This is a genomic window from Listeria innocua, from assembly GCF_028596125.1.
GTDB classification, from domain to species: Bacteria; Bacillota; Bacilli; order Lactobacillales; family Listeriaceae; genus Listeria; species Listeria innocua.
The window spans coordinates 997,513-1,012,487 of sequence record NZ_CP117229.1; the positions used below are offsets into that span (position 1 = coordinate 997,513).

A 14,975-nucleotide genomic window follows, 5' to 3' on the forward strand; every position below is an offset into this window, starting at 1 on the left:
ATTACATCCCCCTCGTTAAATTACTTTGGCGTACGGTCAAAACATGAATGACAAGTAGCGCAAATACGCCGATAATGACGTTAATTAGTCCCAGGTAAATCGCAGTACGCATGTCGCCTTGTTGAACCATAAAATAGATGCTTGAAGCTATTGTATCGGTTTTTCCTTCTATGTATCCGGCCACCATCAAACTTGCGCCAAATTCACCCATCGCCCGGCAAAAACTAAGCAAAACTCCTGCTAAAATTGGTTGCCAGCAGTTCGGTAAAATAATTTTTGTGAAAATCTGTTTTTTATTCGCTGAAAGAGTCTCTGCTGCCCATACAAGTTCGTGATCAATCGATAAAAATGCTGATTTAAGCCCTTGATACATAATTGGTAAAATAATAATCGTCGTCGCAACGATAGCACCACTAAGGGAAAAAATAAAACTGAAATCAAAAGTATCCCAAAGCACACCACCGATAAAGTCATTGCGGCCAAGCACATTCAGTAAAACTAAACCGACCACAGTTGGCGGTAAAACAAGCGGAAGCAAAATTAAAATCTCCACAAGTAACTGAAAACGTGATTTTCGACCAGCAAAATAATAACTCAGTGGTAACATCGTCATAAATGCGAGAAACGTAGAAATTGTGGCAACAAGTAGTGTATGCCAAACAGATGTAAACATAAAACTCCTCCTGAATAACCCTCTAGTACTTCTATTATTATCGTTCTCTCTGGTATAAAATGTCAAACTTAAGTACAATGTAACTAAATAAAAAAGGGGGATGAACGATGAAAAAAATCGCAATACTTATAAGCTGTTTATTAGTACTACTTGTAGGTGCATGCGCGAATACTTCAGAGAAAGCAAAAACAACAACAACTATACATATTTCAGCAGCAGCAAGCTTAAAAGATACGATGGATGACGTAAAACCACTTTTCGAAAAAGCATATCCATCTATTAAATTATCTTTTGACTTTGGTGGTTCTGGTCAAATTCGTGAACGCGTGGAAAGTGGTGCGCCAATTGATGGTGTCCTTTTAGCAAGTAAAAAAGATGCAGATACATTAAGTAATCAAAAATTAGCCGAAAACACGAAAGAATTTGCCGGGAATGACCTTGTGTTAATTGAACCGAAAAATGCTGAACAGAAGGAAGGATTAAGTTTAGAACAATTACTGGATAATGCCGATAAAATTGCCATTGGAGATCCGGAATCTGTCCCAGCAGGCGCTTATGCCAAGCAAACACTTGAAAATTTAAATCTTTATAATACAGAAAAAGCAAAACTCGTTCTTGCGACAGATGTTCGCCAAGTTTTATCGTATGTCGAAGCGGGGAACGCAGATGCAGGCTTCGTTTACCAAACGGATGCGATTTTAAGTAAAAAAGTACAAGTGAAAGCGAAAATTGATGCAAAACTTCATGACCCAATTGCCTACTATAGCGCACAAGTAACTGATTCAGAGAAAAAAGAACCTACCATAACATTCCTCGACTTTATGAATAAATCAGAAGCACAAAAAATACTTAAAAAATACGGATTTAAAGCAGCGGATTAATTAGAAGTCGCTTTACTTTTTAAAACGGCAAAACTCCTGTATATTGGTACTAAAGAAAACGCATACATGATTTATAGAAGGGAAGTGCGCCCAGATGATTGAAAAAAGAAACACCATTAGAATGGAACAAGCGAGAGAAGTATTATGTAACCAAATAACGCATCTTCCTGTCGAACGAAAAAATGTCACGGAAGCGTTAAATCAAGTTTTACAAGAACCGATTTTTGCGCCGTTTCCCGCGCCGTATTTTAGACGTTCTGGTTATGATGGGTTTGCAATTACAGAAGAAGATGACGGTAATTATCCGATTACTTTACATGTCGTAGCAGAGGTTCCTTGTGGTAAAACATATGATAAACCACTAAAACCCGGCGAAACAGTGAGGATCATGACAGGAGCAAAAGTACCTGATAACGCCTCAAAAATTATTATGCTCGAACAATCAAGAGAAGCTGAAAATAAAAATGATATTGTTCTTATAAATACGCAAAAATCTAGTAATATTACGGAAATCGGTGCCGAATTTGCGAAAGGTGATTTGCTCCTAGACCGCGGACACACTTTAAATGCAGGCTCGATAAGTTTACTATCATCATTTGGTATTTCGGAAGTCCAAGTGATTAGAAAGCCAAAAGTTGCTATTTTATCTACAGGAAGTGAACTTGTTCCTGCTGGAAATTCGCTTCCGGATGGCAAAATTTATAATAGTAATCAACCTCTACTTGAAAATCTTCTAACAGTGCACCATGCAGAAATCTGCGCGGCTGAACAACTACCAGATAACTATGAAGATACAAAAGCTCGTTTACTTGAGCTGACGGAAATTGCGGACTTAATTGTTACTACTGGTGGCGTTTCTGTTGGAGATTATGATTTTATGGCGGATATTGCAAAACAAGAGGCAGAATTACTTTTTAATAAAATTCAAATGAGACCTGGTAGTCCGACAACTGGAATGTGGTTGAATAAAACACTTATTATCGCGCTTTCGGGTAACCCTGGTGCATGTTTCACAGGTTTTTATTTATTGGTAGAACCCGTACTCGCAACCTTTATGGGAAAAGATAATACGGCAACTACTAAAGTCCGCGCAAAAATGGCGAGCGATTACACGAAGAATAATGGCTTTGACCGATTTTTACGAGGAACCTATCATCTATCAGAAGAAGGAGAGTATTTGGTTGAATTGGTAGGAAGTGATATGTCGAGTGCGCTAGGAAACCTTCATTTAACAACCTGTTTATTTAAAATTCCAGGCGGTAAGGTTGGAAAATATCAAGGAGAAGAGGTCGAAGCATGGCTACTATCCTCCAAATAATTGGTTTTAAAAATAGTGGAAAAACAACCTTGCTTAATGCGCTAATTCGGGCTAGCCGCAAAGAAAATTATACGGTTTCTGCCATTAAACACGATGCACATGACTTTTCTGTTGATCACGCTGGAACAGATTCGTATTCTTTTCAAGAAAGTGGTGCGGAAGCTGTTGTGATTGCGAATTCTAGACAATATGCTGTCATGGAACAAACTGGCATCGATTTAAAAACTGCCATCCAAAAACTACCGGACTCAGATATTGTTCTCATAGAAGGCTATAAAGAAGGACCTTTTCCAAAAATCATTTTAATTCGAGAAAAAGCAGAAATCGAGCTTTTAAAAAATAGCAAAGCCGTTCATAAAATCGCTACGCACAATCCAGCTTTAAAAGAAGAGGCAATTTTTATCGGAGAAGAAGAAGCTTTAAACATGTTTGCTGAAACGTTAATCAAGGAGTTTTTACAATGAAATATGTAGCTTTACAACACGAAAAAATTGAAATCGGACCACTTTCTGAAAAACTAATCAATAAAAATCACGGCGGAATTAATCTGTTTGTCGGCACAATTCGCGAATGGACTGGCGATATTCAAACAGAAGAAATTCGCTACACTGCTTATGAAGCAATGGCGTTAAAAGAGTTAAATAAATTAGCCACAGAAGTAGAAACTAAGTGGGGTGCAGATGTAGTCATCGTCCACCGATTAGGACTTTTAGAAATAACTGATATAGCAGTGTTTATCGGCGTATCAACACCACACCGGGCTGCTTGTTATGAAGGATCCAGATATATTATTGAACGTTTAAAAGAACGAGTACCAATATGGAAAGAAGAAAAAGATGTCGATCAAATAAGGTGGGGTGGCATAGATGCTCACAACGGTTAAGTTTTTCGCTTTTTTAGCTGAGAAAACAAAGCAAACAGAAGTAAAGTTAAATTTACAGCAATGCGAAACAGTTGGTGAAGTTCGGGAAGTCATTAGTAGTGAATTTCCTGAAATCGCTGTGGATTTGGCAACGTGTATGTTGGCAGTTAATATGGAATTTCAACACGCTCAAGATATTTTGCCAAATGAAATAACAGAAATCGCGGTAATTCCACCAGTTAGCGGTGGATAAGGAGGATACTAGATGGATAAAGACGATTTAACCCATTTTAATGATGAAAAACGTGCGAAAATGGTCGATGTCACGAGCAAATCAGAAACGAAACGTCGCGCAATCGCTAGAGCTACCATACATATGAACGAAGAAACCTTAGCGCGTATTCATGCTGGTAAAATTGCCAAAGGAGACGTTTTGGCCGTTGCACAAGTGGCTGGTATCATGGCGGCAAAAAAGACGAGCGAGCTTATCCCGATGTGCCATCCAATCATGACAACCAAAGCCGATATTTCTTTTAACGATGATGGAAAGACGGCATTAACGATTACATCAGAAGTAGTGACTGTTGGAAAAACAGGGGTAGAAATGGAAGCACTGACAGCTGTTACCGTTGCGGCATTAACAATTTATGATATGTGTAAAGCAATGGATAAAGGGATGCGAATAGAGAAAACATATTTAGTCGAAAAAACAGGTGGAAAAAGCGGGACATTTAAAGCAGAAGCGTAACTATTTTGTAGGATAGGAGTTTTGTTTTATGCAATTATTAAAGGATAAATTTGGGCGGGTACACGATTACATTAGGATTTCAGTAACAGATCGATGCAATTTAAGGTGTGTGTATTGTATGCCCGAAGAAGGCCTGACATTTTTGCCTCATGAAAAAGTACTATCCAAAGATGAAATTGTCAGTTTTATGGAGTTAATGGTGAAATTTGGCATCAAAAAAGTTCGCATCACGGGTGGAGAACCATTACTTAGAACCGATATTGTGGAAATTGTTCGCGGGCTTGGAGCAATTCCTGAGATAGAAGATATTTCGATTACAACGAATGCGATGTATTTGGCGAAAAAAGCAGAGGCCTTGAAAGAAGCAGGATTAACCCGTGTTAATATTAGTTTGGATTCCTTACATGCAGATCGTTTTCAAGCAATTACACGTGGCGGCCGTTTGCAAAAAGTACTCGATGGTATTCAAAAAGCGGAAGAAGTTGGGCTATTCCCAATTAAACTAAATGTTGTTTTAATCAAAGGGCAAAACGACGACGAAATAACGGATTTCCTCCGATTTACAAAAGATAAAGACATTAATATTCGCTTTATTGAATATATGCCGATTGGTCATGCGGGTACGAGTTGGAAAGAAAAGTACTTACCTCTAGATACTATTTTTAAAGCGTGTGATGATGCTAGTTTCGAATATGAACCAGTTGATTCGATTCGCGGAAATGGTCCTTCTGAAAACTTCCGAATTAAAGGAGCAAAAGGGACATTTGGCGTAATACACCCAGTTAGCGCGCATTTTTGTGATAGCTGTAACCGATTGCGACTCACGGCAGATGGCTATATTAAAGCCTGTTTGTACTGGGATGAGGAAATGAATATTCGTCCATTTATACATGAACCAGTAAAATTAATGCAACTTGTCCAAAAAGCAATTGATAATAAACCAGAAAATCATGAAATGGCATTGAAATTACAAGATGAAGTTCAATCTAATAAACCAACTTGGCGACGTATGAGCCAAATTGGTGGATAAATAAAACCATCCGGCCCGCGAGCCGGATGGTTTTATTTTTGTCGTTCCGCTATTAAATGCGGCAATTCAGGTATAATTAATTTTTCCGTAGCGAGTCTCGAAGCATTACTTGACCCCGGTAAGGCAAAAATCAGCAAACCGCTCTTCGAAAAACCTGCAAAAGCACGAGATACCATCGCGCGGCTACCAACTTCTTCGTAACTAAGCATCCGAAAAATTTCTCCAAAACCAGGAATTTCTTGCTGAATAGTTGCGAATAAAGCTTCATAAGTAACATCGCGCTTAGCAATTCCCGTACCGCCATTTGTAATTAAACAAAAGGAACCGTTAGCTGCTAATTTGTCCATTTCCTGTTTTATACGAGGGGCGTCGTCAGGAACAATAACCCGTGTAATCACTTGATGCCCCGCAGCTTCTAACAAAGATTGAATCAGTTTGCCGCTCGTATCGGTTTCTAAATTCCTTGTATCACTAATCGTCAAAATACTACAAGTTACCTTAATAAACGTTTTTTGCTCCATAACTTCCTCCCTTAATTAAAAAATAGTTGGTATATTTTCTTTGCCTCCGCTAAATTTTCAGTTCCATGCAGTAAAACACGACCATTTTTAAAAATAACAAATTGATATTTTTCATAATTAAAACTTAGTAAAGCTGGATTTTCCGTATAAATCATTTTTTGTTCCGCTAATCGTTGTTTTATTTCGCGGAAGTTACTTTTATTTTTAAGGTGAAACTGTACGGTATCTCGTCCACAAAGTGCGATAGTTTGCTTAGAAAAGGGTACTTCCGAACGTACTTTTTCAGGTGAGCAGCCTGTGCAGTGAGGGCGTTTTTTGACAACTAGAGATTGGAAATTCAACTGCCAATTATCTATTTGATAGTATGTATTTGCGGTGAAATCAGGGTTTAAAATCATTTGTGTAAGTAACGAAACTTGCATTCCCGCGACCATCGGAATGAGCGCGCCATCAACTCCAATAATATCGCAACTTGCAGCATTTGTTTGGGGAATATCACCAAGCAAACAGTGTAAACAAGCAGAGTCAGGAGGGATAATCGGCATAAGATTAGCATAATTTCCCGCACAAGAAGTAAAAATCCAAGGAATTTGATGGATAAAACAAAATTGGTTTAAAAAATCGCGAGTCATAAAATTATCCGTACAATCAAGTATGTAATCAATTTTCTTAGCAAAAGGGGTTAAACTTGTCATATTCGCATCGTCAACAATATATTCCACTTCAATCTCGCTGTTAATTAACAATAGTGCTTTCTGTGCCGCATACGCTTTTGCTTGTTTCTCGAGCGCATCTAGTTCTGTATAAAGTGATTGTCGTTGTAAATTACTTAATTCTACATAATCGCGGTCAATTAAAATCAATTTCCCAAAACCCATGCGCGCACAAATTTCCGCCGCGTAGGAACCAATTGCCCCAACACCAACAATCAGAATCGTTTTCGAAAGCAATTTCTCTTGACCGATTTCACCTATATTTGCGACTCGCATTTGTCTATCATAACGTTCCAAGTTTTCCACCTTCTTTCCTATTTATTTTACCAGAAAATCACTGTAAGAAGCTATCTACGAGGTTCCGATTTATTCTTGTAATTCCACTTCACGAACTTTATAATAGAAAGAAACTTAAAACCTAGAGGTGCTAACTATGAAAAAGAAACTAGACACAACCAAATTTTATCCTGCTTATCCAGTTTTTCTATTAACTTACTTAAATGAACTAGGAGAAGCACAAATGTCAACGGGATCCTCATCGTATACACTTGGAGATACTTTAGTCATTGGTATATCTGCCGAAAGTAACGCGAGCAACTATTTAAAACCGGGAGAGAAATTCGCCGTGAATTTTCCGACCACTAAACAGTTCGATTTAATTGAACAAGGTGGCTTTTCATCCGGAAAGCGTATCGATAAAGTAAAAGAATACCAGATTGAGCTAACCAAAAGTGAAAGCGGAGCACTATACATAGATTCATGCCCGATTATTTTTGAATGTACGGTAGGTCAAACGATTAGAGATGCTGACTATCATACTGTTTTTGCTAAAATTGACACACGTTTAATGGAGGAAACTTTAATTGATACAGCTGGTAATTTCGTACATGATGAACTAGACTTAGTTCTTTTTTCAGGCGATGCTTATGAACGTAAATTTCGCAAGTTAGATATAAAAATAGAAAAAGTTGGCGGACATTTATAAAATAAAAACCCCACAGGATATAGATTCCTGCGGGGTTTTATTCATTTCATCCAAATACATCCACATCAGGTGGCAAGTAAGATGGATTTTCTTTATTAATATGGTCATAAAACATAACGCCATTCAAATGATCAATTTCATGTTGCACAACAATTGCTGGATAGCCTTTAAAACGGAGCTTAAGTGGCGTACCATTTTCATCAAAGGCATCAATTGTCACTCGTTCACTACGTACAACATAACCAGGAACTTCACGGTCAACGGAAAGGCAACCTTCTCCACCAGAAAGACAAGCTTGTTGTACAGAATGGCTACGAATTTTTGGATTATAAAGCACATAACTATAAAGACGATCTTTTTCATCGTGTACATGGATAGCTAGGAAACGTTTTGTTACAGCTAGTTGTGGAGCCGCAATTCCAACACCACCACGCAAACCGTATTTTTCTGCTAACTCTTCATCCTGACTATTAATTAGAAACTCGAGCATATCGTGCCCTAATTTTTTTTCTTCATCTGAAAGCGGGAAAGTCACTTCTGTTGCAACTTCGCGAAGTGCTGGATGACCTTCTCGTACAATATCGTCCATTGTAAGCATGATTTGATTCTCTCCTGTTCTTTAATAACATATCCTTATTTTAACAAAAGAACGAAAAAAAAGGAATGAAATATTACTTTCCAAGAAAAAACCGTGTTTTCATAGGACTAAAGGCATATTTGTTAAAAATAGCAAAGTTTAAATAACGAACATTTATAAATAAAATATATATATTGTTCGTATAAATGAAACGGTAAAAAATTTTATAAGTTTGTGAATTCACAAACTAACAATATTTTATAAATAAAACTTCGGAATAGGTGTGATAATGCGAGAGTTGCAATATTATATAACAGTTTGCATCTGTTTTATCTTTTTTTAATACAGAACTGGAAAGCGAATGATTTAAGTTATAATGCCATTGTAAGCGATAAAATAATTAGAGATTAACTTATTGACTTCATAATCTTGGTAGTGTAAATTAAGAGAGAAGATTAGTGTATTAATAAAATTCTTGTTTTTGAGTAAAACAGAATTAACATTTTAAATAAAAGGAAAGTTCCTGTTTTTTTATGAAACATTGTGAAGGAATGAATGTTTTTTCACAAACTCTCTTAAAACCCATGTTTTCAATGAGGATTTTGTGGTAATAACTGGAGAGGCTGCGTAATTAGTTGATAGGAATTTAGAAAAAAGCTTCCGGAATCTGCTTCTTTCTATAGAATAACTTTTCTTTTTACTACGCTATTATAATTAATACACAATCAGGATGGCAGTTTTAAAAGAATCCATTTAGATGGGTAAATGACCGGACGAGCGTTACATAAAACGCATACCTAACTAATGAAGAATTTGAAACTGTACAATGTGAATGACGAAAGGGTGGATACGAAATGGCTTCTAAAACAAAGAAGGCTATTATCGACGTAAAGAAACAATTTGAGGCTGTTCATAAACAATTTGAATTAGTTCAAATTCTAAATGAAAAAGGAGAAATCGTAAATCCAGATTTAATGCCGGATTTAACTGATGACGAGTTAGTAGAATTAATGACTCGCATGGTTTGGACTCGTGTACTTGACCAACGTTCTATTTCACTTAACCGTCAAGGACGTCTAGGGTTCTATGCTCCAACTGCTGGACAAGAAGCTTCCCAACTTGCAAGCCACTATGCACTTGAAAAACATGATTATATTCTTCCAGGTTACCGTGATGTGCCTCAACTTATCTGGCACGGACTTCCACTTACAAAAGCGTTCCTTTTCTCTCGTGGACACTTTGTAGGTAACCAATTCCCTGAAGATTTAAATGTATTATCACCACAAATCATCATCGGTGCACAAATCGTGCAAGCTGCCGGTGTTGCTCTAGGTCTTAAAAAACGTAAAAAAGACGCTGTTGTAATCACTTATACAGGTGACGGTGGTTCTTCACAAGGTGACTTCTATGAAGGAATGAACTTTGCGGGTGCTTACCATGCTCCAGCAATCTTCGTAGTACAAAACAATAAATTCGCGATTTCTACACCTCGTGAAAAACAATCAGCTGCTGAAACATTAGCTCAAAAAGCAGTTGCAGCCGGAATCCCAGGCGTACAAGTAGACGGAATGGATCCACTTGCAGTATATGCTGTAACTAAATTCGCTCGTGAACGTGCAGTTGCTGGTGAAGGCCCAACATTAATCGAAACGATGACTTACCGTTATGGTCCACATACACTTTCTGGTGATGATCCAACTCGTTACCGTACAAAAGAACTTGACGGAGAATGGGAACTTAAAGATCCAATCGTTCGCTTCCGTACTTTCTTAGAAGGTAAAGGCCTTTGGAACGAAGAAAAAGAAAATGCTGTTATCGATCAAGCTAAAGAAGAAATCAAAGTAGCAATTAAAGAAGCAGACGCTACACCAAAACAAACTGTAACTGATCTTCTTAAAAATATGTACGAAACACCAACTGCTCCTATCAAAGAGCAACTGGCAATCTATGAAGCGAAGGAGTCGAAATAATCATGGCGCAAAAAACAATGATTCAAGCGATTACAGATGCGCTTGCAGTAGAACTTGAAAAAGACGAAAACGTATTAGTTTTTGGGGAAGACGTTGGTAAAAACGGCGGCGTATTCCGTGCAACAGAAGGATTACAAGAAAAATTTGGCGAAGATCGTGTATTCGATACTCCTCTAGCAGAATCTGGTATCGGTGGTCTTGCTATCGGTCTTGCACTTGAAGGTTTCCGTCCAGTTCCAGAAATTCAATTCTTCGGTTTCGTATTTGAAGTAATGGATTCCGTTGCTGGTCAAATGGCTCGTATGCGTTACCGTACAGGCGGAACTCGTACTGCTCCAATTACAATTCGCGCACCTTTTGGTGGTGGAGTTCATACACCAGAAATGCACGCTGATAACTTAGAAGGATTAATGGCTCAATCTCCTGGTTTAAAAGTGGTAATTCCTTCCACTCCATACGATGCAAAAGGTCTTTTAATCTCTGCAATTCGTGATAACGATCCTGTTATTTTCTTAGAGCATATGAAATTATATCGTTCTTTCCGTGAAGAAGTTCCAGAAGGCGAATACACAGTAGAAATTGGTAAAGCAGCTGTTCGTCGTGAAGGTACTGATGTTTCTATCATCACTTACGGTGCAATGGTACAAGAATCAATGAAAGCAGCAGAAGCTCTTGAAAAAGATGGCGTATCTGTAGAAGTTATCGATTTACGTACAATTAGCCCAATTGATGTGGAAACAATCATTGCTTCCGTTAAGAAAACAAACCGTGCTGTAGTAGTTCAAGAAGCACAAAAACAAGCAGGTATTGCAGCTAATATCGTTGCAGAAATTAACGACCATGCAATCCTTTCTCTAGAAGCACCAGTTATGCGTGTTGCTGCTCCAGATAGCGTATTCCCGTTCTCTCAAGCAGAAACAGTTTGGTTACCAAATCATAACGATATCATTGAACGAGTAAAAGAAGTTATTGCATTTTAATTCATAATGACCGTTTTAAAACTTATGGGGAGTTTTAGAAGGGGAAAGAAATATTTTTATACTAAGGTTCAGTTTATCTGAACCTTAGAAATTACAGGAGGCTTAATAAAATGGCATATTCATTTAAATTACCGGATATCGGTGAAGGTATCCATGAAGGTGAAATCGTTAAATGGTTTGTACAACCAGGCGATAAGATTGAAGAAGATGAATCCCTATTTGAAGTACAAAACGACAAATCAGTGGAAGAAATCACTTCTCCAGTTTCAGGAACAATTAAAGAAATCAAAGTTGCTGAAGGTACAGTTGCTACAGTTGGACAAGTACTAGTAACATTTGATGGCGTAGAAGGTCACGAAGACGACGCCGAAGAAGAAAGCGCAGCACCAAAAGCAGAATCCACAGAATCAACTCCAGCACCCGCACAAGCTAGCGGAAAAGGAATTTTTGAATTCAAATTACCAGATATTGGTGAAGGAATTCATGAAGGCGAAATTGTTAAATGGTTTATTCAACCGGGCGATAAAGTAGAAGAAGATCAGTCCATTTTTGAAGTACAAAACGACAAATCTGTCGAAGAAATTACTTCTCCAGTAGATGGAACTGTTAAAGATATTTTAGTTAGTGAAGGTACAGTAGCGACAGTTGGTCAAGTATTAGTAACATTTGAAGGCGATTTTGAAGGAGAAGCTAGTCATGAATCTACTCCAGAATCCCCAGCAGAAGAAGCTGAACTTACAAACAACGATGCAACTTCCGCTCCAGCTACAGGTGGAAACGGAACTCCATCATCTAAAAAAGATCCTAATGGCCTTGTAATTGCAATGCCTTCTGTACGTAAATATGCTCGTGAAAAAGACGTTAATATCGCTGAAGTAGCAGGCTCTGGAAAAAATAACCGCGTAGTTAAAGCTGATATCGATGCTTTCCTAAACGGCGAACAACCAGCTGCAGCAACAACTACTGCTCAAACAGAAGAAAAAGCAGCAGCACCAAAAGCAGAAAAAGCAGCAGCAAAACAACCAGTTGCAAGCTCCGATGCTTACCCAGAAACACGCGAAAAATTAACACCAACTCGTCGTGCGATTGCAAAAGCAATGGTAAACTCAAAACATACAGCACCACACGTTACTTTAATGGACGAAATCGAAGTAACTGCACTTATGGCTCACCGCAAACGTTTCAAAGAAGTAGCTGCCGAAAAAGGTATCAAACTTACTTTCTTACCTTATATGGTGAAAGCTCTTGTTGCAACGCTTCGTGACTTCCCAGTGCTTAACACAACTTTAGATGATGCGACAGAAGAACTTGTTTACAAACATTACTTCAACGTTGGTATCGCAGCAGATACAGACCACGGTTTATACGTGCCAGTAATTAAAAATGCTGATAAAAAATCCGTATTCCAAATTTCTGATGAAATCAACGAACTAGCTGGAAAAGCACGTGATGGTAAATTAACAGCTGACGAAATGCGCCACGGTTCCGCAACTATTTCTAATATCGGTTCTGCCGGCGGACAATGGTTCACTCCAGTAATTAATTACCCAGAAGTTGCTATCCTAGGTGTTGGTCGTATTGCTCAAAAACCTATCGTAAAAGATGGCGAAATTGTAGCAGCACCAGTACTAGCGCTTTCCTTGAGCTTTGACCACCGTGTAATTGACGGCGCGACTGCTCAAAAAGCAATGAACAATATTAAACGTTTATTAAACGACCCAGAATTATTACTAATGGAGGTGTAACAAAATGGTAGTAGGCGATTTTCCAGAAGAAAGAGACACCATAGTCATCGGTGCAGGCCCAGGTGGGTATGTAGCCGCAATCCGAGCTGCACAACTCGGACAAAAAGTTACCATTATTGAAAAAGAATATTACGGTGGTGTGTGCTTAAACGTTGGATGTATTCCTTCTAAAGCACTTATCACAATCGGTCACCGTTTTAAAGAAGCTGGACACTCTGATAACATGGGTATTACAGCGGACAACGTGAACTTAGATTTCACAAAAGCACAAGAATGGAAAGGCGGCGTAGTTAACAAGCTTACATCAGGTGTTAAAGGCCTTCTTAAGAAAAATAAAGTTGAAATGTTAGAAGGAGAAGCGTTCTTCGTGGATGATCATTCCCTGCGTGTGATCCACCCTGACTCCGCTCAAACTTATACATTCAATAACGTTATCATTGCAACAGGATCTCGTCCAATCGAAATCCCAGGTTTCAAATATGGTAAACGTGTATTAAGCTCGACTGGTGCACTTGCATTAACTGAAGTTCCGAAAAAATTAGTCGTAATTGGCGGCGGATATATCGGAACAGAACTAGGTGGAGCATTCGCTAACCTTGGTACAGAACTAACTATCCTTGAAGGCGGTCCAGAAATCTTACCAACATACGAAAAAGACATGGTTTCCCTAGTTAAACGTAATCTGAAAAGCAAAAACGTTGAAATGGTTACTAAAGCACTTGCAAAATCTGCTGAAGAAACTGAAAACGGCGTTAAAGTAACTTATGAAGCTAACGGTGAAACAAAAACTATCGAAGCTGATTATGTTTTAGTAACAGTAGGTCGTCGTCCAAATACAGACGAAATCGGTTTAGAACAAGCTGGCGTTAAAGTAACAGAACGCGGTTTAGTAGAAGTTGACAAACAAGGTCGCTCTAACGTTTCTAACATTTTCGCCATTGGTGACATCGTTCCTGGTGTTCCTCTAGCTCACAAAGCTAGCTATGAAGCAAAAATCGCTGCTGAAGCAATTGCTGGCGAAAAAGCAGAAAACGATTATACAGCACTTCCAGCTGTTGTTTTCAGTGACCCAGAACTTGCAACAGTTGGTTTAACAGAAAAAGAAGCAAAAGAAAAAGGCTTTGATGTAAAAGCTGCTAAATTCCCATTCGGCGGTAACGGTCGTGCGCTTTCTTTAGATGCACCTGAAGGATTTGTTCGTCTAGTTACTCGTAAAGAAGATGGCCTAGTTATCGGTGCACAAGTTGCCGGAATGAACGCTTCTGATATTATTTCAGAAATCGGCTTAGCAATCGAATCAGGTATTACAGCTGAAGACATCGCGCTTACTATCCACGCTCATCCATCCCTTGGAGAGCTTACAATGGAAGCAGCTGAACTTGCTTTAGGTCGTCCAATTCACATGTAATCAACTTAAAGCGGAAGTATCCTTTACGGGTATTTCCGCTTTTTATCTATATAAATAAGTGCGTGATTTCACAAAAACTCTTTTAGTTCATTTTTTGAAATATTTAAAGTATCCGTTTTAGAAAAAAAGGAGTATAATGTAACAAGTGAACGTAACAAGTCAAATCTAATTGAATCAGGTGAAAAAATGGAGAAACAAACAGCAACTTGGAAGAAAGCTCTATTTTGGTTTGCGTATGTAGTAGCAGGAATTTGTTTTTTATTAACGATTGTGGCCTTTATTGTAGGATTTATTCATCACATGCATGATACAGGTGGATGGCGTTCCGTTATTCAAATTCTCGAAACCCCAATTACGGGCTTTGTAAAAATGACTGGTGGCTACATCGGTAAAGGAATCTTAGAAGTAATTATTCTTATTATCGTTAGCTATGTATTACCAATCTTCTTCTGTTTTGCAACGCATTATTTAAAAGTAAAACGACGTGAAATGGCTTAAAATAAGATTATTTTGTAAAAAGCAAAGCGAATGAGCATTGCTTTTTATTTATGCGGTCAAGTTATT

Annotated in this window: 17 protein-coding genes; 13 read left to right on the forward strand and 4 right to left on the reverse strand. The window is 38.2% G+C overall.

All coding sequences use genetic code 11. The annotated features are described in order from the left end of the window. Position 1 precedes the first annotated feature (1 nt). The gene (locus PQQ29_RS05515; RefSeq protein ID WP_003761575.1) at positions 2-673 is read right to left on the reverse strand and encodes a molybdate ABC transporter permease subunit; all 672 of its coding nucleotides are present in this window, start codon (positions 671-673) and stop codon (positions 2-4) included. 107 nt (positions 674-780) lie between these two features. Between PQQ29_RS05515 and modA the strand changes: the two genes are divergently transcribed. The 7 genes from modA to moaA all read left to right on the forward strand — a co-directional run bounded on the left by modA (position 781) and on the right by moaA (position 5,512). Beyond that, a complete protein-coding gene (gene modA / locus PQQ29_RS05520; RefSeq protein WP_187984082.1) occupies positions 781-1,554 on the forward strand; it encodes a molybdate ABC transporter substrate-binding protein in 774 nt (257 codons plus the stop codon). Positions 1,555-1,648: 94 nt separating this feature from the next. Then, complete coding sequence (locus tag PQQ29_RS05525) at positions 1,649-2,872, forward strand: molybdopterin molybdotransferase MoeA (RefSeq protein ID WP_185482495.1); 1,224 nt, start codon at positions 1,649-1,651, stop codon at positions 2,870-2,872. Next, positions 2,851-3,336, forward strand: a complete 486-nt coding sequence (mobB, locus tag PQQ29_RS05530; RefSeq protein WP_033533181.1) for a molybdopterin-guanine dinucleotide biosynthesis protein B — start codon at positions 2,851-2,853, stop codon at positions 3,334-3,336. Before PQQ29_RS05525 ends, mobB begins: the two co-directional genes overlap by 22 nt. Then, positions 3,333-3,755 (forward strand): molybdenum cofactor biosynthesis protein MoaE, encoded by a 423-nt coding sequence (locus tag PQQ29_RS05535; RefSeq protein WP_003761585.1) that lies wholly within the window; start codon positions 3,333-3,335, stop codon positions 3,753-3,755. The genes mobB and PQQ29_RS05535 overlap by 4 nt, the downstream gene beginning before the upstream one ends. After that, positions 3,739-3,987, forward strand: a complete 249-nt coding sequence (gene moaD, locus PQQ29_RS05540) for a molybdopterin converting factor subunit 1 (RefSeq protein WP_187984083.1) — start codon at positions 3,739-3,741, stop codon at positions 3,985-3,987. The genes PQQ29_RS05535 and moaD overlap by 17 nt, the downstream gene beginning before the upstream one ends. 12 nt (positions 3,988-3,999) lie before the next feature. Further along, positions 4,000-4,482, forward strand: coding sequence for a cyclic pyranopterin monophosphate synthase MoaC (moaC, locus tag PQQ29_RS05545; RefSeq protein WP_187984084.1), 483 nt, complete (start codon positions 4,000-4,002; stop codon positions 4,480-4,482). A 28-nt stretch (positions 4,483-4,510) separates the two neighbouring features. Beyond that, positions 4,511-5,512, forward strand: a complete 1,002-nt coding sequence (gene moaA / locus PQQ29_RS05550; RefSeq protein ID WP_033533180.1) for a GTP 3',8-cyclase MoaA — start codon at positions 4,511-4,513, stop codon at positions 5,510-5,512. Positions 5,513-5,544: 32 nt separating this feature from the next. Here moaA and PQQ29_RS05555 read toward each other — a convergent pair whose 3' ends face one another. Together PQQ29_RS05555 and PQQ29_RS05560 are read right to left on the reverse strand one after the other, a co-directional pair. Next, positions 5,545-6,033 carry a MogA/MoaB family molybdenum cofactor biosynthesis protein gene (locus PQQ29_RS05555; RefSeq protein WP_010990726.1) on the reverse strand — a complete coding sequence of 163 codons (489 nt, stop codon included), beginning with the start codon at positions 6,031-6,033 and terminating at the stop codon, positions 5,545-5,547. 11 nt (positions 6,034-6,044) lie between these two features. Further along, positions 6,045-7,043: a ThiF family adenylyltransferase gene (locus tag PQQ29_RS05560; protein ID WP_187984085.1), complete on the reverse strand. Its 999-nt coding sequence runs from the start codon at positions 7,041-7,043 to the stop codon at positions 6,045-6,047. Between the two features lie 136 nt (positions 7,044-7,179). On the opposite strand from PQQ29_RS05560, the gene PQQ29_RS05565 reads away from it, so the two are divergent. Next, a complete protein-coding gene (locus PQQ29_RS05565) occupies positions 7,180-7,731 on the forward strand; it encodes a flavin reductase family protein (RefSeq protein ID WP_003761597.1) in 552 nt (183 codons plus the stop codon). A gap of 46 nt (positions 7,732-7,777) precedes the next feature. Here the strand turns inward: PQQ29_RS05565 and def are convergent, their stop codons facing one another. After that, a complete protein-coding gene (gene def / locus PQQ29_RS05570) occupies positions 7,778-8,329 on the reverse strand; it encodes a peptide deformylase (protein ID WP_003761600.1) in 552 nt (183 codons plus the stop codon). A gap of 833 nt (positions 8,330-9,162) precedes the next feature. Here def and pdhA point away from each other — a divergent pair. The 5 genes from pdhA to PQQ29_RS05595 all read left to right on the forward strand — a co-directional run bounded on the left by pdhA (position 9,163) and on the right by PQQ29_RS05595 (position 14,909). Next, positions 9,163-10,278, forward strand: coding sequence for a pyruvate dehydrogenase (acetyl-transferring) E1 component subunit alpha (gene pdhA, locus PQQ29_RS05575; RefSeq protein ID WP_003727023.1), 1,116 nt, complete (start codon positions 9,163-9,165; stop codon positions 10,276-10,278). Between the two features lie 2 nt (positions 10,279-10,280). Continuing rightward, positions 10,281-11,258, forward strand: a complete 978-nt coding sequence (locus PQQ29_RS05580; protein WP_003722680.1) for an alpha-ketoacid dehydrogenase subunit beta — start codon at positions 10,281-10,283, stop codon at positions 11,256-11,258. Positions 11,259-11,368: 110 nt separating this feature from the next. Further along, positions 11,369-13,003 (forward strand): dihydrolipoyllysine-residue acetyltransferase, encoded by a 1,635-nt coding sequence (locus PQQ29_RS05585; RefSeq protein WP_010990728.1) that lies wholly within the window; start codon positions 11,369-11,371, stop codon positions 13,001-13,003. Positions 13,004-13,007: 4 nt separating this feature from the next. Beyond that, positions 13,008-14,411 carry a dihydrolipoyl dehydrogenase gene (gene lpdA / locus PQQ29_RS05590; RefSeq protein WP_003727021.1) on the forward strand — a complete coding sequence of 468 codons (1,404 nt, stop codon included), beginning with the start codon at positions 13,008-13,010 and terminating at the stop codon, positions 14,409-14,411. 186 nt (positions 14,412-14,597) lie between these two features. Beyond that, positions 14,598-14,909 carry a hypothetical protein gene (locus PQQ29_RS05595; protein ID WP_003725567.1) on the forward strand — a complete coding sequence of 104 codons (312 nt, stop codon included), beginning with the start codon at positions 14,598-14,600 and terminating at the stop codon, positions 14,907-14,909. Positions 14,910-14,975 lie beyond the last annotated feature (66 nt).